Source organism: Thermus aquaticus (genome assembly GCF_001280255.1).
Taxonomy (GTDB): Bacteria; Deinococcota; Deinococci; order Deinococcales; family Thermaceae; genus Thermus; species Thermus aquaticus.
Genome location: NZ_LHCI01000106.1, coordinates 504540 through 525858, shown reverse-complemented (window position 1 = coordinate 525858; position 21319 = coordinate 504540). Strand labels below are relative to the sequence as shown.

Annotated in this window: 20 protein-coding genes and 1 pseudogene; 11 read left to right on the top strand and 10 right to left on the bottom strand. The window is 69.4% G+C overall.

Features of this window, described 5'->3' with window-relative positions:
• Positions 1-6: 6 nt before the first annotated feature.
• Together BVI061214_RS14170 and BVI061214_RS03790 are read left to right on the top strand one after the other, a co-directional pair.
• Positions 7-797, top strand: a pseudogene (locus tag BVI061214_RS14170) (SPASM domain-containing protein); the annotation flags it as partial.
• Between the two features lie 28 nt (positions 798-825).
• Entirely contained in the window at positions 826-1254 is a 429-nt protein-coding gene (locus BVI061214_RS03790) for a c-type cytochrome (protein WP_053768576.1), read from the top strand.
• 201 nt (positions 1255-1455) lie between these two features.
• Here BVI061214_RS03790 and pyk read toward each other — a convergent pair whose 3' ends face one another.
• The 4 genes from pyk to dnaA form a co-directional block, all read right to left on the bottom strand.
• Positions 1456-2880: a pyruvate kinase gene (gene pyk / locus BVI061214_RS03785; protein ID WP_053767358.1), complete on the bottom strand. Its 1425-nt coding sequence runs from the start codon at positions 2878-2880 to the stop codon at positions 1456-1458.
• Positions 2867-4135: a phosphopyruvate hydratase gene (eno, locus tag BVI061214_RS03780; RefSeq protein WP_053767357.1), complete on the bottom strand. Its 1269-nt coding sequence runs from the start codon at positions 4133-4135 to the stop codon at positions 2867-2869. Before eno ends, pyk begins: the two co-directional genes overlap by 14 nt.
• Before the next feature lie 58 nt (positions 4136-4193).
• Positions 4194-5309 (bottom strand): DNA polymerase III subunit beta, encoded by a 1116-nt coding sequence (gene dnaN / locus BVI061214_RS03775; RefSeq protein ID WP_053767356.1) that lies wholly within the window; start codon positions 5307-5309, stop codon positions 4194-4196.
• Between the two features lie 301 nt (positions 5310-5610).
• Complete coding sequence (dnaA, locus tag BVI061214_RS03770; RefSeq protein WP_053768575.1) at positions 5611-6930, bottom strand: chromosomal replication initiator protein DnaA; 1320 nt, start codon at positions 6928-6930, stop codon at positions 5611-5613.
• A 48-nt stretch (positions 6931-6978) separates the two neighbouring features.
• Between dnaA and mnmG the strand changes: the two genes are divergently transcribed.
• Genes mnmG through BVI061214_RS03750 form a run of 4 tightly spaced genes read left to right on the top strand, consistent with a single transcriptional unit; the run spans position 6979 to position 11068 of the window.
• Positions 6979-8781: a tRNA uridine-5-carboxymethylaminomethyl(34) synthesis enzyme MnmG gene (mnmG, locus tag BVI061214_RS03765; protein ID WP_282953991.1), complete on the top strand. Its 1803-nt coding sequence runs from the start codon at positions 6979-6981 to the stop codon at positions 8779-8781.
• A 25-nt stretch (positions 8782-8806) separates the two neighbouring features.
• Positions 8807-9535 carry a 16S rRNA (guanine(527)-N(7))-methyltransferase RsmG gene (rsmG, locus tag BVI061214_RS03760; protein ID WP_053767354.1) on the top strand — a complete coding sequence of 243 codons (729 nt, stop codon included), beginning with the start codon at positions 8807-8809 and terminating at the stop codon, positions 9533-9535.
• On the top strand, positions 9529-10278 hold the full coding sequence (locus tag BVI061214_RS03755; protein WP_053767353.1) for a ParA family protein: 750 nt from the start codon (positions 9529-9531) through the stop codon (positions 10276-10278). The genes rsmG and BVI061214_RS03755 overlap by 7 nt, the downstream gene beginning before the upstream one ends.
• Entirely contained in the window at positions 10262-11068 is an 807-nt protein-coding gene (locus BVI061214_RS03750; RefSeq protein WP_053767352.1) for a ParB/RepB/Spo0J family partition protein, read from the top strand. The genes BVI061214_RS03755 and BVI061214_RS03750 overlap by 17 nt, the downstream gene beginning before the upstream one ends.
• Here the strand turns inward: BVI061214_RS03750 and BVI061214_RS03745 are convergent.
• Genes BVI061214_RS03745 through BVI061214_RS03735 form a run of 3 tightly spaced genes read right to left on the bottom strand, consistent with a single transcriptional unit; the run spans position 11056 to position 13978 of the window.
• The gene (locus BVI061214_RS03745) at positions 11056-13086 is read right to left on the bottom strand and encodes a ComEC/Rec2 family competence protein (RefSeq protein WP_053767351.1); all 2031 of its coding nucleotides are present in this window, start codon (positions 13084-13086) and stop codon (positions 11056-11058) included. The two genes, BVI061214_RS03750 and BVI061214_RS03745, sit on opposite strands and share 13 nt — an antisense overlap.
• Positions 13083-13391 (bottom strand): ComEA family DNA-binding protein, encoded by a 309-nt coding sequence (locus tag BVI061214_RS03740; RefSeq protein WP_053767350.1) that lies wholly within the window; start codon positions 13389-13391, stop codon positions 13083-13085. Before BVI061214_RS03740 ends, BVI061214_RS03745 begins: the two co-directional genes overlap by 4 nt.
• Positions 13364-13978 (bottom strand): YcxB family protein, encoded by a 615-nt coding sequence (locus tag BVI061214_RS03735; RefSeq protein ID WP_053767349.1) that lies wholly within the window; start codon positions 13976-13978, stop codon positions 13364-13366. Before BVI061214_RS03735 ends, BVI061214_RS03740 begins: the two co-directional genes overlap by 28 nt.
• A gap of 23 nt (positions 13979-14001) precedes the next feature.
• On the opposite strand from BVI061214_RS03735, the gene BVI061214_RS03730 reads away from it, so the two are divergent.
• From BVI061214_RS03730 to pfkA, 5 genes are all read left to right on the top strand, one after another.
• Positions 14002-14631, top strand: coding sequence for a glycerophosphodiester phosphodiesterase (locus tag BVI061214_RS03730; RefSeq protein ID WP_053767348.1), 630 nt, complete (start codon positions 14002-14004; stop codon positions 14629-14631).
• Positions 14632-14641: 10 nt separating this feature from the next.
• On the top strand, positions 14642-15169 hold the full coding sequence (locus BVI061214_RS03725; RefSeq protein WP_053767347.1) for an inorganic diphosphatase: 528 nt from the start codon (positions 14642-14644) through the stop codon (positions 15167-15169).
• Between the two features lie 136 nt (positions 15170-15305).
• The gene (locus tag BVI061214_RS03720) at positions 15306-15707 is read left to right on the top strand and encodes a hypothetical protein (protein WP_053767346.1); all 402 of its coding nucleotides are present in this window, start codon (positions 15306-15308) and stop codon (positions 15705-15707) included.
• Positions 15708-15711: 4 nt separating this feature from the next.
• Complete coding sequence (gene rsmI / locus BVI061214_RS03715) at positions 15712-16500, top strand: 16S rRNA (cytidine(1402)-2'-O)-methyltransferase (protein ID WP_003049122.1); 789 nt, start codon at positions 15712-15714, stop codon at positions 16498-16500.
• A complete protein-coding gene (pfkA, locus tag BVI061214_RS03710; RefSeq protein WP_053767345.1) occupies positions 16497-17465 on the top strand; it encodes a 6-phosphofructokinase in 969 nt (322 codons plus the stop codon). Before rsmI ends, pfkA begins: the two co-directional genes overlap by 4 nt.
• Here the strand turns inward: pfkA and BVI061214_RS03705 are convergent.
• From BVI061214_RS03705 to pheS, 3 genes are read right to left on the bottom strand one after another with little or no spacing between them, the layout of a single operon-like run.
• On the bottom strand, positions 17442-17903 hold the full coding sequence (locus BVI061214_RS03705) for a hypothetical protein (RefSeq protein ID WP_053767344.1): 462 nt from the start codon (positions 17901-17903) through the stop codon (positions 17442-17444). The genes pfkA and BVI061214_RS03705 overlap by 24 nt on opposite strands.
• Positions 17904-17912: 9 nt before the next feature.
• Positions 17913-20264 carry a phenylalanine--tRNA ligase subunit beta gene (pheT, locus tag BVI061214_RS03700; protein ID WP_053767343.1) on the bottom strand — a complete coding sequence of 784 codons (2352 nt, stop codon included), beginning with the start codon at positions 20262-20264 and terminating at the stop codon, positions 17913-17915.
• A complete protein-coding gene (pheS, locus tag BVI061214_RS03695) occupies positions 20261-21319 on the bottom strand; it encodes a phenylalanine--tRNA ligase subunit alpha (RefSeq protein WP_053767342.1) in 1059 nt (352 codons plus the stop codon). Before pheS ends, pheT begins: the two co-directional genes overlap by 4 nt.

Genomic DNA, 21319 nt, shown 5'->3' with positions numbered 1-21319 from the left:
AGGAAAACCCCCGCCGTGACCCCCCGCCTCACCCGGGAGGTGGTGGCCCGCTTTAAGGCCTTAGGGGTCCACCAGATGGCCATCTCCCTGGATGGGGCGAACCCCGAGGCCCACGACGGCTTCCGGGGGGTGGAGGGCACCTTCGCCCTGGCCCTGAAGGCCCTGGACTGGGCCCGGGAGGTGGGCCTGATGACCCAGGTCAACACCACGGTGTCCCAGCGCACCTGGCGGGAACTTCCCGGCATCGCCGAGATCCTGGCGGCCAAGGGGGTAGCCACCTGGGAGGTCTTCTTCCTGGTCCCCGTAGGCCGGGGAGCCCTTTTGGACCAGCTTTCGCCGCAGGAGTACGAGGAGGTCATGCCCCTCCTCTACGACCTATCCCGCCGCTACCCCTTCAAGGTGCGCACCACCGAGGGCCCCATGTTCCGCCGGGTGGCCCTGGAGCGCAGGCGGAAGGAGGGTGGGGAGGATGGGGCTTTGGTGGGGGAGGGGCGGGGGATCCACCTCTCCGACGGATTCGGCTTTGTCTTCGTCTCCTCCACGGGGGAGGTCTATCCCTCGGGCTTCCTGCCCCTGTCGGCCGGAAACGTGCGGGAACGCCCCCTTTTGGAAATCTACCGGGAAAGCCCCTTTTCCAGGAGCTCCGCAACAAGGCGCTCCTCAAGGGGAAATGCGGCCTGTGCGAGTACCGGGAGATCCGCGGGGGAAGCCGGGCCCGGGCCTGGGCCGAGACCGGGGATTACCTGGCCGCCGATCCCCGGTGCGCCCACACCCCAGGACAAATGCCCCTGGCCTGAGAGGGAGGCCCCGGCGTACTATGAAACCATGAAGCGCCTTCTGCCCCTTTTGGGTTTCCTGGGACTCTTGGCCCTGGCCCAAAGTCCTGGGGCCAAACTCTACTCCGCCCATTGCCAAAGCTGCCACCAGGCGAACGGCCAAGGCATCCCTGGCGTTTTCCCACCCCTTACCCACCTGGACAAGGTGGTCCAGGCCAAGGGGGGGCGGGAGTACCTGGTCCGGGTGGTCCTTTACGGCCTGCAGGGCCCCCTGACCGTGGAGGGCAAGACCTATAACGGCGTGATGCCCCCCTTCCGCCAGCTCAAGGACCAGGAAGTGGCCGACGTCCTCAACTACGTCCTCACCACCTTCGCCAAGTCTAAGGCCAAGCCCATCACCGCCGCCGAGGTCAAGGCGGCCAGGGCCAAGGCCCTCTCCCCACAGGACGTGCTCAAGTCCCGTCCCCCGGTCAAGTAGACCGGTCCACTCCCTCCCTCCGGGGCCCCTTTGGGGCCCCGGGCCCTCTATACCCCTTGCCGGGGCCCCATGCTGGCTTGCGCCAGCAAGGGGTGGTATTAAGTGCCCGCACTTTGGTTTCGCAACACGGGGTGCCAAAAGTCGGGGGTGTGGAAGGGCTTTTCTGGGGCCCCCACCGCGGCAAAAGCCGCGGTGGGGTACTTAGGCCACCCGCTCCACCCGGATGAGGTTGGTGGTGCCCCGCACGCCGAAGGGCACCCCGGCGGCGATGACCACCCGCTCCCCCACCTGGGCCAGGCCCAGGGCCTTCACGGCCTCGAGGGCCAGGCGCACCATGTCGTCGGTGTCCCGGGGGTCGGGGGCCAGGTGGGGAATCACGCCCCAGACCAAGGCCAGCTGGTTGCGGACCTCGGGGTTTGGGGTCAGGGCCAGGATGGGCACCTGGGGCCTGGTGCGGGCGATGCGCCGGGCGGAGCCCCCGGTGGCGGTGAAGACCACGATGGCCCTGGCCCCCACCGCCTCCACAATGTCGTCGGCGGCCTGGGCGATGGCGTCCTGGGTGGTGGGCGTGGGGGCGGGCCTCAGGACGTTGAGCTTCTGGATAAACTCCGGGGAGGCCTCCACCGTCCTGGCTATCCGGGCCATCATGGCCACCGCCTCCACCGGGTACTTGCCGGCGGCGGTCTCGGCGGAGAGCATCACGGCGTCGGTGCCGTCAAAGATGGCGTTGGCCACGTCGGAGGCCTCGGCCCGGGTGGGTCTTGGGTTTTGCACCATGGACTCCAGCATCTGGGTGGCGGTGATCACGGGCTTTCCGGCGGCGATGCACCGGAGGATGATGCGCTTTTGCACGATGGGGACCTCCTCCAGGGGCATCTCCACCCCCAGGTCCCCCCGGGCCACCATGATGCCGTCCGCCTCCTCCAGGATCTCCTCAAACCGCTCCACCGCCGAGGGCTTCTCAATCTTGGCCATGAGGCGGGCGCGGGAGCCGTAGCGGGCCAGGTAGTGGCGGGCGAGAAGAAGGTCGTCCCGGGTGCGCACGAAGGAGACGGCCACCCAGTCCACGCCGATCTCCGCCCCCAGGGCCAGGTCCTGGATGTCCTTCTCCGAGAGGGCGGGGATGGAGAGGTCGGCCCCGGGGACGTTGATGCCCTTGTTGTCGGAAAGGACCCCCCCCACCTCCACCACGGTGTGGATCTCGTCCCCCACCACCCGCTCCACCCGGAGGCGGATCCGCCCGTCGTCCAGGAGGAGGACCTGGCCTGGCACCACGTCATCGGGCAGGCCCCGGTAGGTAAGGGAAACCCGGGTCTCGTCCCCCTCGAGGGGAACGCGGGTGAGGACGAAGGGCTGGCCGGGCTTTAGCTCCACCCGGCCCTCCTTGAAGCGGCCGATGCGGATCTTGGGCCCCTGGAGGTCCTGAAGGAGGGCCAGGGTCCGGCCTAGCTCCTCGGAGACCTGCCGCACCCAGGCTGCCCGCCGCTTGTGGTCCTCGGGAGCCCCGTGGCTGAAGTTCATCCGGAAGACGTCCGCCCCCGCCTCGGCCAGGGCGCGGATGGCCTCTAGGGAGTCCGTGGCCGGGCCCAGGGTGGCCACGATCTTGGTGCGCTTAAAAGGCCCCATAACCCAGGAAGCGGGCCGCCGGTCCCAGCTCCTCCTCTATGCGCAGAAGCTGGTTGTACTTGGCCAGACGGTCGGAGCGGGAAAGCGAGCCCGTCTTGATCTGGCCGGCGTTGACCGCCACCGCCAGATCGGCGATGAAGCTGTCTTCCGTCTCCCCCGAGCGGTGGCTGATGACCGCCCGGTAGCCGGCCCGCTGGGCCAGGCGGATGGCCTCGAGGGTCTCGGAGAGGGTGCCGATCTGGTTCACCTTCACCAGGATGGCGTTGGCCACCCCGGCCTCAATCCCCCGCTTGAGCCTCTCGGGGTTGGTGACGAAGAGGTCGTCCCCCACCAGCTGCACCTTGCCCCCAAGACGCTCGGTGAGGAGGCGCCAGCCCTCCCAGTCGTCCTCGGCCAGCCCGTCCTCGAGGGAGCGGATGGGGTACTTCTCCACCCAGGCCTCCCAGAAGGCCACCATCTCCTCGGAGGTCAGGACCTTCCCCTCCCCCTCCAGGTGGTACCTGCCGTCCCGGTAGAGCTCGCTCATGGCGGGGTCCAGGGCCAGGGAGACCTCCTGGCCCGGGGTGTAGCCCGCCCGCTCAATGGCCATGAGGAGGAGCTCCACCGCCTCCTCGTTGCTCTTGAGGTCCGGGGCGAAACCGCCCTCATCGCCCACGTTGGTGCTGTAGCCCCTCTCCTTCAGAACCCCCTTGAGGTGGTGGAAGACCTCGGCCCCGATCCTCAGGGCCTCCCGGAAGCTTTCCGCCCCGGCCGGCACCAGCATGAACTCCTGGAAGTCCACCCGGTTGTCGGCGTGCTTGCCCCCGTTGATGACGTTCATGAGGGGCACCGGGAGGACCACCCCCTGCACGCCCCCTAGGTAGCGGTAAAGGGGAAGCCCCAAGGCCTCGGCCGCCGCCCGGGCCGTGGCCAGGGAAACGGCCAGGATGGCGTTGGCCCCCAGATTGGCCTTGTTGGGGGTGCCGTCCAGCTCCAGCATGGCGCGGTCCACCCCCTCCTGGTCCAGGGCATCCCGGCCGATGAGCTCGGGAGCGATGCGCTCCAGGATGTTCTCTACCGCCCGGCGCACGCCCTTGCCCAGATAGCGCCGGCCTCCGTCCCTAAGCTCCAGGGCCTCGTGGGTGCCGGTGGAGGCCCCGGAGGGAACCATGGCCCGGCCCCTCACCCCCCCTTCCAGCTCCACCTCGGCCTCTACCGTGGGAAAGCCCCGGGAGTCCAGGACTTCCCGCGCCCTCACGCTCACAATCGTGGTCATGGCAACCTCCCTCATGGGAGGAAGCAACTGGAAACGCTTCCTCCACCCGTCCTCTAGCTTACACCCGGAGGGGCACCACCACCGCCTGGTAGCCCCCCTCCTCCAGGGGGCGCACCAGGGTGGGGCTGGTGGGCCCCGAGAAGCCCAGCTCCGCCCGGCCCGAAAGGGGGGCCAGGGCCTCGAGGAGGTAGCGGGCGTTGTAGGCCAGGCTCATAGGAGCCCCCTCCAGGGAAACGAAAATCTCCTCCTGCCCCTTGCCGTAGTCCCCCTCGGCGGAAAGGAGGACCCGCCCCTCCTCCAGGAAGAGGTCCACCCGATGGTTCTGCTTGTCGGCCAGGACCGAGACCCGCTTCAGGGCCTCCCGGAAGGGTTCCACGTCCAAGGCCGCTTTGAGGGGGAACTCCTTGGGGATCACCCGCTCGTAGTCGGGAAACTCCCCCTCCATGAGCCGCACTGCCATGCGCAAGGCCCCCTCCTCCTGCCGCACCGCCAGGCCCAGGGTGCCGGGCCCCAGGGCCAGGACCACCTCGCCCTCGGCGCTCCTCAGGACCCGCACCAGCTCGTCCACGCTCCTGGCCGGGACCACGGCCTTCTTGGTGAAGGGCTGGGGCCTCTCCAGGTCAAAGAGGGCCAGGCGGTAGCCATCCGAGGCCACGGCCCGGAAGCCCCGGTCGGAGAACTCCAGCTGCACCCCCCGGAAGATGGCCCGGTACTCCTCGTTGCTAGCGGCGTAGCGCACCTGGGAAAGGGCCCGCTGAAGCTCCTCCGCCAGGAACTGGGCCCGCTGGGTGAAGGCCTCCTCCCCACCCTCTAGGTCGGGGAAGAGGAGCTCGGGGTAGCCCTCCATGGGGGCCAGGGCCAGCCGGGTGGTGAAGCGCCCCGAGGCCAGGGCCAGCTCGCTTCCCAGGCTGAGCTCCACCGTCTCGCCGGGAAGGCTTCGCACCAGCTGGAAGAAGGGCTGAGAGGGGATCAGGTACCGCCCTTCGCCCTCCAGCTGGGCGGGAAGGCGCACCTCCAGGTCCACCTCGCCGTTGCTGCCGAAAAGGACCAGGGCGTCCTTTTCGGCCGCCAGGCCCAGGTAGGTAAGAAGGGGGTTGGAGCTTCTAGAGGGGATGACCCGTTCCAGGAGGGCGATCCTCTCGGCCAACAGGTTTTTGGGAAGGGTTACGCGCATTTTGGGGTCCTCCTTCTTTTACTGTTACTAAAGGCTCTTTTAAAGATCTTAAAAGAATAGCCGTAGTAGTAATAGGGCCTGTGGATATGTGGATAAAGGGAGGAAAAAGCCCTCCTGGAGGGCAAAGGGCCTGTGGATAACTCCTGTGGAAAACCGGGCTTGGCCTGTGGATAAGGTGTGGATAAGTGGCGGGTTATCCACAGGCCTCGAGGACCCCCCAGTTTTCCACAGGTTGTCCACAGGGTTATCCACAGGTTGGGCCGGGTTATCCACAGGGTTATCCACAGGTTATCCACAGGCCTCACCCCACCTTCTCCCTGAGGGCGCGCAGGATGGCCTGGACCTCCCGGTCGCTTTCCGAGAGCTCCTGAACCTTTTGGATGGCGTAGAGCACCGTGGTGTGGTCCCGGCCCCCAAAGAGCTGGCCGATCTCGGGCAAAGAGGCCCGGGTGAGTTCCCGCACCAAGAACATGGCCATCTGCCGGGGCAGGACCACCTCCTTGCGCCGGCCGCCCCCCACCAGGTCCTCCGGGCGGAGGCCGAAGTGCTCCGCCACCGCCCGCACGATCTCCTGGGGGTCCACCTCTACCTCCCGGGGAGCGAAGATGTCGGAGAGGGCCTTGGCGGCCACCTGGCGGGTGAGCTCCACGCCGTTTAAGGAGGCGTAGGCCACCACCCGCATCAGGGCCCCCTCCAGCTCGCGGATGTTGGAGGTGACCTGGCGGGCGATGTACTCCAGGACGTCCTCGCCGATGCGGAGGCCCCTCTGCTCGGCGTTCATCTTCAGGATGGCGATGCGGGTCTCCAGATCGGGGGGCTGAATGTCGGTGATGAGCCCCCACTCAAAGCGGCTCCTCAGGCGGGCCTCGAGGGTGAGGATGTCCTTGGGAGGGCGGTCGGAGGAGAGGATGATCTGCTTGTGGGCCTCAAAGAGGGCGTTGAAGGTGTGGAAGAACTCCTCCTGCGTCCTTTCCTTGCCGGCGATGAACTGGATGTCGTCCACCAGGAGGAGGTCCACAGAGCGGTACCGCTCCCGGAACTCCGCCATGCGGTCCTCGCGGATGGCGTTGATGAGCTCGTTGGTGAAGGTTTCGGTGGAGACGTACTCAATCTTGAGGCTGGGGAAGCGCTTGGCCACCGAGTGGCCCACGGCGTGCATGAGGTGGGTCTTGCCCAGGCCCACCCCCCCGTAGATGAAAAGGGGGTTGTAGGCCTTGCCGGGCGACTCGGCCACGGCCACGGCCGCGGCGTGGGCCAGGTTGTTGTTGGGCCCCACCACGAAGTTCTCAAAGGTGTACTTGGGGTTGAGCTTGGACTTCCCCTGGTCGGCCTGGGGGGCGGCCTGGAAGATGTCCACCTGGACCGGCTGGGCGGCTCCGGGCACCACCAAAAGCTCAAAGCGGGGTACCTGGGCCCCCAGGAGGCCTAAAGCCTCCTGGATCAGGGGGGCGTAGTGCCGCTTGATCCAGTCCAGGGCGAAGGAGGTGGGCACCGCCAGCTCCAAAACCCCCTCCCGGATACCCAGGGGGCGGATCCTTTCAAACCAGGTGTGGTACTCCACCTCGGTGATGTTGCGGCGGATGTGCTCCAGAACGTGCTGCCAGACCGCCTCGTGCGTCAAGGCCACCCCCCGTCCAAGGGAACATTCTACGCCAGGGCCTTGGGTAAAGTGGAGGGCGGGATGGGGTACGACGTGGTGGTGGTGGGTGGGGGGCACGCGGGCCTCGAGGCCGCCTGGGCTGCGGCCGCCCTGGGGGTCCGGGTGGCCCTGGTCACCGTGAACCCGGAGCGCATCGGCATGATGCCCTGCAACCCGGCGGTGGGGGGGCCGGGGAAGAGCCAGCTGGTGGCCGAGCTGGTGGCCCTAGGGGGGCTCATGGGACGGGCGGCGGACGCCGCCGCCATCCACACCCGGGTCCTAAACCGCTCCAAGGGCCCGGCGGTGCAGAGCCTTAGGGTCCAGGTGGACCGGGACCTCTACGCCCTAAAGGCCCAGGAGATCCTGTCGGAAAGGCCCATCGCCGTGGTGCGGGGAGAGGTGGCCTCGCTCTGGGTGGAGGGGGGAAGGCTCCTTGGGGTGCGCACCGTGGACGGCCGGGGCATCCCCGCTAGGGCGGTGGTGGTGGCGGGGGGGACCTTCCTCTCCGGAGTGGTCTGGTACGGGCGGAAGTCCCGTCCCGCCGGAAGGCAGGGGGAGCCCCCGGCCCGCTTCCTCTCCCAGAGCCTGAGGGCGGTGGGGCACAGCCTGCGCCGCTTCAAGACCGGGACCCCGCCCCGGATCCGGGCGGACTCCGTGGACTTCTCGGAGCTTAGCCTGGTCCCCCCCGAGGTGCCTCCGGGGAGCTTCACGGGGAGGCCCGGCCCCTATGCCGACCGGCTTCCCACCTGGCAGACCCGCACCACGGGGAGAACCCACCGGCTCATCCTGGAGAACCTGCACCTTTCCCCCCTCTACGCCGGGGACATTCAGGGCATCGGGCCCCGCTACTGCCCCTCCATTGAGGACAAGGTGGTGCGCTTCGCCGACAAGGAGAGCCACCTCCTCTTCGTGGAGCCCGACGGCCTTGCCACCAGCGAGGTCTACCTGCAGGGCTTCTCCTCAAGCCTTCCCCCCGAGCTCCAGGAGGAGATGGTGCGAAGCCTTCCCGGCTTCTCCCGGGCGGTGATCCAGCGCTACGCCTACGCCGTGGAGTACGACAGCCTGGACCCCACCGAGCTCACCCGGGGCCTCCAGTCCCGCCTTCTGCCCGGGCTTTTCAGCGCCGGGCAGGTGAACGGCACTTCGGGGTACGAGGAGGCCGCCGCCCAGGGGCTTCTGGCCGGGTTGAACGCCGCCCGGTACGCCCTTGGACTGCCCGAGGTCCACCTGGGCCGGGAGACGGGGTACATCGGGGTCATGGTGGACGACCTGGTGGGCCGGGGGACCGACGAGCCTTACCGGATGATGACCAGCCGGGTGGAGCTAAGGCTTCTCTGCCGGGCCGACAACGCCGACGAGCGCCTGGTCCCCCTGGCCGTGGCCTGGGGCCTGAGGCCCAGGGAGGACCTGGAGCGGGTGCGGGCCAAGTACGCCCGGGTGGAGGCCGAGCTTAGGCGCCTCGAGGCCCTGCGGGTGGACGGGGTGAGCGGCCTCCAGTGGCTGAGGCGGCCCGAGAACACCTACGAGGCCCTTCTGGAGCGCTTCCCCTCCCCCACCCCCCTTTCCCCGGAGGAGCGGGAGCAGGTGGAGATCCGGGCCAAGTACGCCGGCTACATAGAGAGGCAGGAGAAGCTCCGGGAGAAGATGCGGGACCTGGAGGCCCTGCGCCTGCCCGAGGGGCTGGACTACCCCAGGGTCCCGGGGCTTTCGCGCGAGGCGGTGGAGAAGCTTTCCCGTTTCCGCCCCCGCACCCTGGCGGAGGCCGCCCGGGTGCCCGGGGTGCGGGACTCGGACCTCACCGCCCTGTTGGTCCACCTGAGGCGGGAGGGCTAGTGTTTCACGGGAAACAGGGGGGAGCGTGGGCCTGAGCCCGGAGGGTGAGAGGCTTCTTCTAGAAGGGGGCAGGGCCTTGGGTCTGGACCTCTCGCCCCACCTGAAGGCCTTTTCCACCCTCTACGACCTCCTCCTGGAAGGGAACCGCAAGGTGAGCCTCACCGCCTTGCGCACGGAAAGGGAGGTGGTGGCCAAGCACTTCCTGGACTCCCTGACCCTGCTCCTCCTTCCCCTCTGGGAGGGGCCCTTGCGGGTTTTGGACCTGGGGACGGGGGCCGGCTTCCCCGGGCTTCCCCTCAAGATCGTCCGCCCCGAGCTGGAGGTCGTCCTCCTGGACGCCACCCGGAAGAAGGTGGCCTTTCTGGAGGAGGTGGTGGCCGCTTTGGGGCTAAAAGGGGCCTTTCCCCTCTGGGGCCGGGCCGAGGAGGTGGCCCACCTCCCGGAGCACCGGGAGGCCTACCAACGGGTCACGGCCCGGGCCGTGGCCCACCTCTGCGTTCTGGCGGAGCTGGGCCTGCCCTTCTTGGGGCCAGGGGGAGTCATGGTGGCCCAGAAGGGGCCCAGGGTGGCGGAGGAGCTCGCCCCCCTGCCCAAGGCCCTGGGCCTCCTCGGGGGTAGTCTGAGGGAGGTCCGCTCCCTGCGCCTCCCCTTTTTGGAGGAGGAGCGGGCCCTGGTGGTCCTGGCCAAGGAGGTTCCCACCCCCGCCGCCTACCCCCGCCGCCCCGGGGTTCCCGAGAAAAAACCCTTATGCTAAAGGGCGAGGTGCGCCGCATCGCCGTGGTCAACCAGAAAGGGGGGGTGGGCAAGACCACCACCGCCATCAACCTGGCGGCCTACCTGGGCCGCATGGGCAAGCGGGTGCTTTTGGTGGACCTGGACCCCCAGATGAACGCCACCAGCGGCCTGGGCGTGCGCGCGGAAAAGGGGGTGCACCAGCTTCTGGAGGGGGAGCCCCTGGAGGCCTTGGTCCAGCCGGTGGACGCCTTCCACCTCCTCCCCGCCACCCCCGACCTGGTGGGGGCGGCGGTGGGGCTTGCGGAAAACCCCCTGGCCCTGGCCGAGGCCCTGAAGAACGAGGCCTACGACCTCACCCTGCTGGACGTCCCCCCAAGCCTCTCCCCCCTCACCTTGAACGCCCTGGGGGCGGCCCAGGGGGTCATCGTGCCGGTGCAGGCGGAGTACTACGCCCTGGAGGGGGTGGCTGGCCTTCTTTCTACCCTGGAGGAGGTGCGGAGCCGCCTCAACCCCGCCCTGAGGCTTCTTGGCATCCTCGTCACCATGTACGACGGCCGCACCCTGCTCTCCCAGCAGGTGGAGGCGGAGCTCAGGGCGCACTTCGGCGAGAAGGTCTTCTGGACGGTGGTCCCCAGGAACGTGCGCCTGGCGGAGGCCCCCAGCTTTGGCCGCACCATCGCCCAGCACGCCCCCACCTCGCCGGGGGCCCACGCCTACCGGCGTTTGGCGGAGGAGGTGATCGCCCGTGTCCAAGAAGGCTAGCGGTCTTGGGAGGGGCCTCGAGGCCCTCCTGCCCAAGGGGGGCGGCGGGGTGGTGCGCCTCCCCCTCTCGGCCATCCGGCCCAACCCCGGCCAGCCCCGGCGGCACTTCTCCCAGGAGAGCCTGGAGGAGCTGGCCCAGTCCATCAAGGAAAAGGGGCTCCTCCAGCCCATCCTGGTGCGGCCAAAGGGGGACGGGTACGAGCTGGTGGCCGGGGAGAGGCGCTACCGGGCGGCCCAGATGGCCGGGCTTACCGAGGTGCCGGCCCTGGTGCGGGACCTCACCGACCGGGAGGCCCTGGAGCTGGCCCTGGTGGAAAACCTCCAGCGGGAGGACCTCTCCCCCCTGGAGGAGGCCCGGGGCTACCAGGCCCTTCTTTCCATGGGCCTGACCCAGGAGGAGGTGGCCAAGCGGGTGGGCAAGGCCCGCTCCACGGTGGCCAACGCCCTGAGGCTTCTCCAGCTTCCGGAAGAGGTCCTGAGGGCCCTGGAGGCAGGAGAGATCACCGCCGGGCACGCCCGGGCCCTCCTCATGCTGGAGCCCGAGGACCGGCTTTGGGGCCTCAAGGAGATCCTGGAAAAGGGGCTTTCCGTGCGGCAGGCCGAGGCCCTAAGGGAGCGCCTGGGCCGAGAGAAGGGGCCCAAGGAGCCCTCCCCCCTCTCCCTGGAGCTTTCCCGGCACCTGGGCCTGCCCGTCAAGGTGCTGGGGGGACGTCGGGGCCGGGTGGTCATCCACTACCGCTCTTTGGAGGAGCTGGAGGCCCTTCTGGAGCGGCTCGGCTACCAGGCGTAGCCCAGGTCCACCCGCACCGCGCCCATCCGGTCCGTGCGGTAGACCTTCACCCCGTGGGCCTGCAGGCGCTCTAGGACCTCGGGGTGGGGGTGGCCGAAGGGGTTCTTCCCCACACCGATCAGGGCGATCCGGGGCCTGGTCTGGGCCAGGAGCGCCTCGGAGGTGCCGGTCCTGGACCCGTGGTGGCTCACCTTGAGGATCTCCACGGGGCCAGGGGCCAGCTTTTCCTCCACCTCCGCCGGAAGGTCCGCCAGGAGGAGGGCTTTGGCGCGCCCCAGGTCCAGGAGGAGGGCCAGGCCGTCCCGGTTGTCGTCGTGGGAGAGGTGGCGGGGCCAGAGGACCTGGATCCGCCCTTTCCCCACCCGGAGGGCCGTGCCCGCCCCGGGCCTCAGGGTGGGCACCCCTTTGGCCTCCAGGGCCTGGACCAGGGGGTGGTCCTGGGGAAAGGCGGGGGAGAGGAGGGCGAGGCCCACGGGAACCTCCTCCACCACCCGCAAAAGCCCCCCGAAGTGGTCGGCGTCGGGGTGGGTGGCCACCAGGACCTCGAGGGCCTCCACCCCCAGGGCCCTCAGGGCCCGCGCCACCTTCTCCCCCTGCTCCGGCCTCCCCCCGTCCACCAGGACCTCGGCCCCTCCCATGCGGGCCAGGAGGGCGTCCCCCTGGCCCACGTCCAAAAGCCAGAGGTCCACGGGCTTGGGGAGGCCCGTGGCCAGGCCCACCAGGGCGGGGAGGCTTGCCAGGAGGAGGGCTTTCCGCCAGGGGAGGAGGTGGTGGAGGGCGAGGAGCGGAGGAAGAGGCCCCAGGTAGTAGAGGGCGAAGCCCTGGGGGCTGATCTCCCCCAGCCGGAGGAGGGGCCCCTGGGAGGCCACCCCGGCCAGGAAGAGAAGCCCCTGGGCCAGGGGCTCCACGGCCCAGGCCAGCGCCCCGCCCAGAAGGAGCTTCAGGAAGCCCAGGGGGACCAGGAGGGCCACCACAGGGGCGGCCAGGAGGTTGGCCAGGGGGCTCAGAAGGGGCAGGAGGTGGAAGCGGTGCAGAAGGAGGGGAGCCAGGAAGGCCTGGACCGCCAGGCTGGCGGCCAGGCCCCCGAGAAGGTAGCCCTTAAGCCCCGGCGGAAGCCTGAGGGCGGGCAGGACCAGGGCCAGGCCCAGGACGGCGAGATAGGAGAGCTGGAAGCCCAGGCCGAGGATGGCCTCGGGCCTGAGGAGGAGCTGGAGGAAGAGGGCGAGTCCCAGGGCCTGGACCACCCCCGCCGCCCCCAGGCCCAGGAAGAGGCCCAGGAGGGAGAGGCCCGCCATGAGGCTCGCCCGGACCAGGGAGGGGCTTGGCCCCGCCAGGAAAAGGTAAAGGGGAAGGAGGGCCAGGGCCAGGAGGTAGCGCCACCGCCCCAGGGGGAGGAGGAGAACAGCCCCCACTAGAAACCCCACGTGGAGGCCGGAGACCGCGAGAAGGTGGGCCAGCCCGGCCTTTTGGAAGAGAAGGTAGGCGTCTTCCAGCCCCCTTTTGTCCCCCAGGACCAGGCCCTCGAGGACCTCCTTGGCGGGCGGGGAAAGGCCCTCTGCGAGCCGCGCCCTAAAGGAGGTCCGGGGGTCGGGCAGGGCCGAAAGGCGCTTGGCCTGTTCCACGTGAAACACGCCCTTGACCCCCTGGGCCAGGAGCCAGGCCCGCTCGTCAAACCCGCCGGGGTTGCGCCGGGGCTCGGGCGGGGCCAGGTAGCCCCGGAGGTGGTAGACCCCGTCCTCGAGGGGAGGGAAGTGCTTCACCCTGAGGCGGTGGCCCTCCCACCGGGTGAACCCCTCCCGGACGGCCAAGGTTCCCTCCACCCTAAGCCCGTAAGGGGGCTCCGGGACGGGAAAAAGGAGGCCCCGCAAGAGCACGAGAACGAGCCCCAGGAAAAAAGGGAGGCCAAGGCGGAGGCCCAGGGGGGCCAGGAGCAGAAGGGCGGGGTAGAGGAGGGCCAAAGCCCCCAGGAGGCCCCCCAGGCCCAGACCCACGCCGGAGGAAGAAAGGGCTCCTTTCACGGCCTCACGTAAGGGCGGATCCTTTCCAGGGTGCGGGGCCCAATGCCCTTCACCTTGAGGAGGTCCTCCACGGTTCCGTAGGGCCTCCCCTCCACGATCCTCCGGGCCAGGGTGGGGCCTATCCCGGGAAGGGCCTCCAGCTCCTCCAGGCTCGCTCCGTTCAGGCTCACGGGCTCCGGGGCGGGAGGGGTGAAGGAGGCTTCGGACAGGGCCTCCACCCGGACGGGGAGAGGCCTGGGGGCCAGCTTGGGCCAAAGGCTGAGGAGGGCCAGAAGGGCTACCGCCAGGAGGTAGCCAAGGACCACTCCGTCAGGGCCAGGCCGAGTCCTCCTAAGACCACGCCCAGAAGGGCCCAGAGGTCGGCACCCGGGTTCAGGGCCACGAAGGCCACGGTGTAGCCCAGGGTGAGGAGGGCGAGGACCTTGAGGGGAAGGGCCAAAGGGTTCCCGCCCCCCCGGGGCCTGGCCGGTGGGGTGGCCTCCTTGGCCTCCTGGGGCTCCGGGGCTAGCTCCACCGAGGCGGGCTTGGGCGTGGCCTCCTCCTCCCAGAGGGGGGCTTTGGGCGTTTCCCTGGGCTCTAGTGGCCGGGAGGCCTGGGTGGCCTTCCGGGCGCGGGCCACATGGGGCTTCAGCCCCTCCAGGAAGGCCTTGAGCTCCTCCAAGGGAAAGGCCCGAAGGGGGATGGCGAGGGCCTCTTCCTCACTCTGGACCAAAAGGCTTCCCCCTTCCCCCCGGCCCACCCGGCGGATGCGGGCAAGCTCCATCTTCTTTACCCCAGCCTCGTCCACCAGGACCAGGTGGGTTTCCGTCACCGCCAGAAATCCGCCTGGCCCCTCCAGGCGCGCCAGGGCCCGCTCTCCCAGGCGGGAAAAGGCTTCCTCGTACTTGCCCATGGCCCCATTGTATACTCCCCCTCGTGCCCCTCCGCCTAGGCCACCGCGGCATCGCCCTGGGGGTGCGGGAGAACACCCTCGAGGCCTTCAGGAAGGCCCTGGACTCGGGCCTAGACGGCTTTGAGCTGGACGTGCACCTGACCAAAGACGGGGTCCTGGTGGTCCACCACGACTTCACCCTGGGAGGCGCTTCCATCGCCGGCCTTTCCCTGAGGGAGCTTCCCCCCTACGTGCCCACCCTGGAGGCCGTTTTAGAGAGCTTTCCCGGCGCCTGGATCAACGTGGAGCTCAAGAGCCTGCCCCCCGAGACCGATGGCCGGGAGGAGGCTTTGGCTCGGCTCCTGGCCCGCTCTCCCTCGGAAAGGGTCTGGGTGAGTTCCTTTGACCCCCTGGCGCTGGTGCGCCTGAGGCGCCTCGGCGTCGCGCCCCTAGGCCTCCTCTACGAGAAGCCCGAGGCCCTGGAGCTGGCCCCCTGTCTGGGCGTGGCCTGGGTGCACCCCTGGGTGGGCCTCTTGGACGAAGAGGAGGTCCGCCGCCTGAGGGCCCGCTACCGGGTCCTGGCCTGGACGGTGAACGACAAGCGGGAGGCCCAGGCCCTCACGGCCTGGGGGGTGGATGCCCTGGTCACGGACTTCCCGGAGGTCCTCGTATAATGGGGGGGCTATGGCGAACCTGAAGAGCCTTCCCGTGGGTAAGAACGCGCCCCAGGTGGTCCACATGGTCATTGAGGTCCCCCGGGGTTCCGGCAACAAGTACGAGTACGACCCGGAGCTGGGGGTTGTCAAGCTGGACCGGGTCCTGCCGGGAGCCCAGTTTTATCCCGGGGACTACGGCTTCATCCCCTCCACCCTGGCCGAGGACGGGGATCCCCTGGACGGCCTCATCCTCTCCACCTACCCCCTTCTGCCGGGGGTGGTGGTGGAGGTGCGCCCGGTGGGCCTTCTCCTCATGGAGGACGAGAAGGGGAGCGACGCCAAGATCCTGGGGGTGGTGGCCGAGGACCAGCGCCTGGACCACATCCAGGACATCGGCGACGTTCCCGAGGGCGTCAAGCAGGAGATCCAGCACTTCTTTGAGACCTACAAGGCCCTCGAGGCCAAGAAGGGCAAGTGGGTCCGGGTCACCGGCTGGCGGGACCGCCAGGCGGCCTTGGAGGAGATCCAGGCCGCCATCGCCCGCTACGGCCGCTAAAGGGGGCTAAGCGCCCCGCCTGGCTTTTGGCCACGGCGGGGTGCCCTTTCCAGCCCCGACTTGGGCACCCCGTGTTGCGAAACCAAAGCGCGGGCGCTTAGGCTCCCAGGGATAGAATCCTCCTTGGGAGGTGTTTATGGTCTGCCCGGTTTGCGGCGAGCCCCTGGACCTGGAGGGCTACGAGGCGGGGGACCTCCTGGACTGCGAGGCCTGCGGGGCGGGGGACGAGGTGGTCCTCCGTTTCTCCGACGGGACCTTGGAGGAGGAGGTGCGGGCCCTCAAGGCCGACCCTCTGGAGGCCCTGAGGCGGCTGGAGGAGGGCGTGGGGGAGGAGGCCCCGAAGGAGGCGGAGGACGGGCGCAACCTGGAGCCCGACTACCTCACCGTCCACGTGGAAACCGACGGGGGGCCCCTGGCCCTGAGGCGGGTGGTCTTCCCGGGAGCGCCCGACCTTCTGGAGTTCACCCTGCCCTCGGGCTCCGTGTACGAGTTCCCCTTCCGCCAGGTGGTGAAGACCCTGAGGCCCATCCTGCTCTAGCCCCATGCGCCTGGTCCTGGTTCCCACCCCCATCGGCAACCTGGAGGACATCACCCTGAGGGCCCTCAGGACCCTGAAGGAGGCCGAGGTGGTGGCTTGCGAGGACACCAGGCGCACGGGGCTTCTCCTTCGCCACTACGGCATCCCCACCCCTACCCTGCGCCTGGACCAGCACACCCTGGACCGGGCCAAGGAGCTCCTCGCCCCCTACGCCTACGTGGCCTACGCCACGGATGCCGGCACCCCGGGGATCTCGGATCCGGGAGCGGAGCTGGTGCGGCTGGCCTTAGAATGGGGCTGGCGGGTGGAAGCGCTTCCTGGCCCCACCGCCCTCATCCCCGCCCTGGTGGCCTCGGGCCTGCCCACCCACCGCTTCACCTTTGAGGGCTTTTTGCCCAAGGCGGGAAGGGAGCGCAAGGAAAGGCTTCAGGCCCTGGCCCGGGAAGGGAGGACCGCGGTGCTCTACGAAAGCCCCCACCGCCTGAGGAAGACCCTAGAGGACCTCATGGAGGTCTACGGGGAGGCCCACCCCGTGGCCGTGGCCCGGGAGATCAGCAAGGTCCACGAGGAGGTCTTCCGGGGAAGCCTGAAGGAGGCTTGGGCCCGCTTCGCCGAGCCCAAGGGGGAGTTCGTCCTGGTCCTGGGGCCCAAGGAGGCCCCGGCCCCGGACGCGGAAAGGCTTCTTGCGGAGCTCAAGGGCCAGGGCCTTTCCGGGAAGGCCCTCTTCCGGGCCCTGGTGGCGGCCGGGGTTGCCCGCAACGAGGCCTACCGCCTCAGCATGGAGGAGAGATGAAGCGCATCGGCGTCTTTACCAGCGGGGGCGACGCCCCCGGCATGAACGCGGCCATCCGGGCCGTGGTGCGCCAGGCCTACGCCATGGGCGTTGAGGTCATCGGCATCCGTAGGGGCTACGCCGGCATGATCCAGGGGGAGATGGTCCCCCTGGGGGTGCGGGACGTGGCCAACATCCTGCAACGGGGAGGGACCATCCTCCTCACCGCCCGGAGCCAGGAGTTCCTCACCGAGGAGGGGCGGGCCAAGGCGGTGGCCAAGCTGAAGGCGGCGGGGATAGAGGGCCTGGTGGCCATCGGCGGCGACGGCACCTTCCGCGGGGCCATGCGCCTCATTGAGGAGCACAAGATCCCCGTGGTGGGGGTGCCAGGCACCATTGACAACGACCTTTTTGGCACCGACTATACCATCGGCTTTGACACCGCCGTCAACACGGCCCTGGAGGCCATTGACCGCATCCGGGACACCGCCGCCAGCCACGAGCGGGTCTTCTTCATAGAGGTCATGGGGCGGCATGCGGGCTTCATCGCCCTGGATGTGGGCCTGGCGGGGGGCGCCGAGGTGATCGCCGTGCCCGAGGAGCCCGTGGACCCCAAGGCCATCGCCGAGGGGCTTCTGGAGTCCCAGAGGCGGGGCAAGTCCAGCTCCATCGTGGTGGTGGCGGAAGGGGCCTACCCCGGGGGGGCTACGGGGCTTCTCAAGGCCATCCAGGAGCACCTCCAGGTGGAGGCCCGGGTCACGGTGCTGGGCCACATCCAGCGGGGAGGAAGCCCCACGGCCAAGGACCGCATCCTGGCGAGCCGCCTGGGGGCGGCGGCGGTGGAGGCCCTGGCCGGGGGGACCAGCGGGGTCATGGTGGGGGAGGTGGAGGGAGAGGTGGAGCTCACCCCCCTCAAGGAGGCGGTGGAGCGCAGGAAGGACATCAACCGGGCGCTTCTTGCCCTATCGCGGATTCTCGCCCTCTAGGGCCAGGGCCTTCCTGAGCCAGGGGGTCTGCCAGGCCAGGCGGAAGGCCTCGCGGGCGAAGGGGCTCTGTCCTATTCCCTCGTAGATGGGGGTGGGGAGGCGCACCGAGGGGTAGCGGAGGGTCCCCCCCACCACCTCCCAGGGGAAGCCGGTCCACAGGCTAAAGGCCAGGAACAGCCCCAAAAGAAGCCCTCCCAGGGCCCCGAGCAGGCCCTCGAGGCCCCGGGAAAGGGCGGGGAGGGGCAGGCTCTTGGCCAGCGTCCCCAGAAGGAGGCCCAAACCCAGGCCCCACCAGGGGCCCTTTAGCCCTAGCTGGGCCAGGACCAGGTAGAGGAGGACCCCAAGCCCCATCCCGGCCCCCAGAAGCCCCTCCCGGTAGCCCAGGGCCAGGCCCAGGGCCAGGCTGAAGAGGGCCAAAAGGTCCACCCAGGTCAGCATGGCTAGAGTTTACTCCCGGATGCCGAAGCCCCTCGCCCTTAGGGCGGCGAAGATGCCCGCCATGGCGGCGTCCACCTCCTCGTCTTTGAGGGTCCTCTCCGGGTGGCGGAAGCGGAGGTGGAAGGCCAGGCTCTTCTCCCCTTCCTTGAGGGGCGGGCCCTGGTAAAGGTCAAAGAGGGCGAGGCTTTCCAAATAGGGACCCGCCGCTTCCCGGATGACCCTTTCCACCTCTCCGTAGGGGATGGCCTCGGGAACCACCACCGCCAGGTCCCGCAAGGCCTGGGGGTAGCGGGAGGGGTCCCGGAAGGCCAGGGGCTTTTCCGGGAAGGGCAGGGTGAGCTCAAAGATCCAGACCGGAGGGAGCGCCAAAGCCCGGGCGATCCCCGGGTGGAGCTGGCCCAGGAAGCCCTTCGCTTCCCCTTCCACCAGGACCCGCCCCGAGACCCCGGGGTGGAGGAAGGGGTAGGGGTGGGCCTCCACCCGAAGCTCCAAGCCAAGCCTCCTAAAGAGGGCCTCCAGGTAGCCCTTGAGGAGGAAGAAGCCGGACAGGGCCTCTCGGGCCCAGGGAAGCTTCAGGCCCTCGCCGAAGAGGAGGCCCGCCAGGTGGGTCCTCTCCTCCCCCAGGCTCCCCGCCACGCCGTAGACCCGGCCCAGCTCAAAGAGGAGGGCCCGCTCCGGGCGGTCCAGGGCCAGGTTCTCCTTGAGGGTCTTGAGGAGGCCGGGGAAGAGGTGGGTCCTGAGGGCGGCCTTCTCCGGGGCCAGGGGGTTTTTCAGGCGCAGAGGGTAGGGGGGGAGGCGGAAGAGGGGGGCCTCCTCGGGGTCGGCGAAGCTGTAGGTGTAGACCTCCTGGAAGCCCAGGCCCGCCAGGAGCTCCTTGAGCCTCTCCTCCTTGCGGTAGGAGGCCTCCACGCTCCGGTTGTCGGGGGCGGGGAAGAAGGCGGGGAGGTCCAGGGGGATGGTCTCATAGCCCTGGATGCGGGCCACCTCCTCCACCAGGTCCTCCTCCAGGCGGAGGTCCAGGCGGTGGCTGGGCGGGGTGACCCGGTAGGGACCCTCCCCCTCCACCCGGCATCCCAGCCGCCTCAGGATGCTGATCTGGGCCTCCTCCGGGTACTGCGTGCCCAGGAGGGCGTTGGCGTACTGGGGGCGGAAGGGGATGGGCTCGGGCGGGCTGGGGTTTCCCACCTCCAGGATGGCCTCGGCCACCCGGGCCCCGGCCAGGGCCTGGAGGAGGCTCAGGGCCCGCTTCTGGGCGGGGATCTGGCCCAGGGGGTCCACGCCCCGCTCAAAGCGGTGGCTGGCCTCGGTGCGGAGGCCGTGGCGGCGGGCGGTCTTGCGGATGGCGACCGGGTCAAAGAGGGCCACCTCCAGGGCGATGGCCTCCGTGTCCGCCCGCACCTCGCTCTCCGCCCCGCCCATGACCCCGGCCAGGCCGATGGGCAGGCTCCTTTCCCCCTGGATGGCGGCGATGACCAGGTCCTCCGGGTGGAGGGCCCGCTCCACTCCGTCCAGGGTGCGAAGCCTCTCCCCCTCTCGGGCCCGGCGCACCAGGATCCCCTCCCCCACGAACCGGAGGTCAAAGGCGTGCATGGGCTGGGACCTCTCCAGCATCACGTAGTTGGTGATGTCCACGACGTTGCTGATGGGGCGCATGCCGGCGGCGAAGAGGGCCCGCTGCAGGGGGATGGGGCTTGGCCCTACCCGGAGGCCAAAGGCGTAGGCCAGGGTGAAGTGGGGGGCGCCCAGGGGGTCTTCCACCTCCAGGCGGAAGGGAAGGGGCAGGGCCTCGGCCCGGTAGAGGACCTGGGGCTCCACCAGGGCGTAGCCCAGGGCGTGGAGGTCCCGGGCCAGGCCCAGAAGGCCCAGGGCGTCCGGGCGGTTGGGGGTGACTTCTATCTCCAAGACCACCTCCCCGGGCCAGGCCTCAGCCAGGGGGGTGCCGGGAGGAAGGGCCTCAGCGGGGAACTCCAAAAGCCCCCCGCCGTACTCCCCCACCCCGAGCTCCTTGGGGGAGAGGGCCATGCCGAAGGAGCGCACCCCCTGGATGACCCGCTCCCCCACCTTCAGGCCCTGGAGCTCGGTTCCGGGCAGGGCCAGGGCCACGCCGATCCCAGCCCGGGCGTTCTCGGCCCCCGAGACCACCTCCACCACCTCTCCGGCGTCCAGGACCAGGCGCTTTAGGCCCGTCCCCGGGACGGGGTGGGCCTCGAGGACCCGGGCGAAGACCACCCCAGGAGGGATCTGGAAGAGGCGCTCCACGCGGTCCGTCTCAAAGCCCAGCCCCGCCAGGCGTTCCTCCAGGACCTCGGGGCTTTCCAGCTCGGGGACGTACTCCTTGAGCCAGGAGAAGGGCACCCTCATAGAACCCCCCGGAACTGCTCCAGGAACTTCAGCCTGCCGGCGAAGAAGTAGCGGATGTCGGGGATGCCGTAGCGCAGCATGGCGAGCCTCTCCACACCGAGGCCGAAGGCGAAGCCCGTGACCCCCTGGTAGGCGGGGGGAAGGCCCAGGCTTTGGCGGTACTGGTCCACCGCCTGGAAGACCCTAGGGTGGACCATGCCCGCCCCACCCAGCTCCAGCCACTTCCTCCCCTCGGGCCACCAGATGGCGAACTGGGCCCCGGGCTCCACGAAGGGGAAGTAGACGGGCTGGAAGCGCACCCGGGACTCAGGGCCGTAGAGGGCCTGGGCCAGCTCGTAAATCGCCCCCTTGAGGTGGGCCATGGTGATGCCCTCCCCCACCACCAGCCCCTCCAGCTGGTGGAAGACGGCCTCGTGGGTGGCGTCGGTCTGCTCAAAGCGGAAGACCCGCCCCGGCACCACGATGCGGAAAGGGGGGGTGTGGGCCACCATGTAGCGGACCTGCATGGGGGAGGTGTGGGTGCGCAAAAGAAGCCGCCCCTCCACCTCCTCCCCCAAGGGGCCCTTCAGGCGGAGGCCTTCTTCCTCCAGCCAGAAGGTGTCCCACATGTCCCGGGCGGGGTGGTGCTCGGGGATGTTGAGGGCGTCAAAGTTGAAGAACTCCCCCTCCACCTCGGGCCCCATGACCGCCTGGTAGCCCAGGCCCCGGAAGATGGCGATAAGCTCCTTTTCCATGAGGGTGATGGGGTGAAGCCCCCCTGCGAAGAGGCTTACTCCGGGCAGGGAGACGTCCAGGCGCTCCCCTTCCAGGGCCCGCCTTAAGGCCTCCTCCTCTAGGGCCTTTTCCCGCTCCTCCAGGGCCTTCTCCAGGGCCTCCTTTAGGGCGTTTAGGGCCTGGCCCCGCGCCTTTCTTTCCTCCAGGGGGAGGGCGGCGAGGGCCTTCATCTCCTGGGTGATGAGGCCCTTCTTGCCCAGGTACCGGGCCTTGAGGGCCTTCAGGGCCTCGAGGTCCTGGGCGCTTTGGATGGCGGCTAGGGCTTCTTCCAGCTCCCGCAT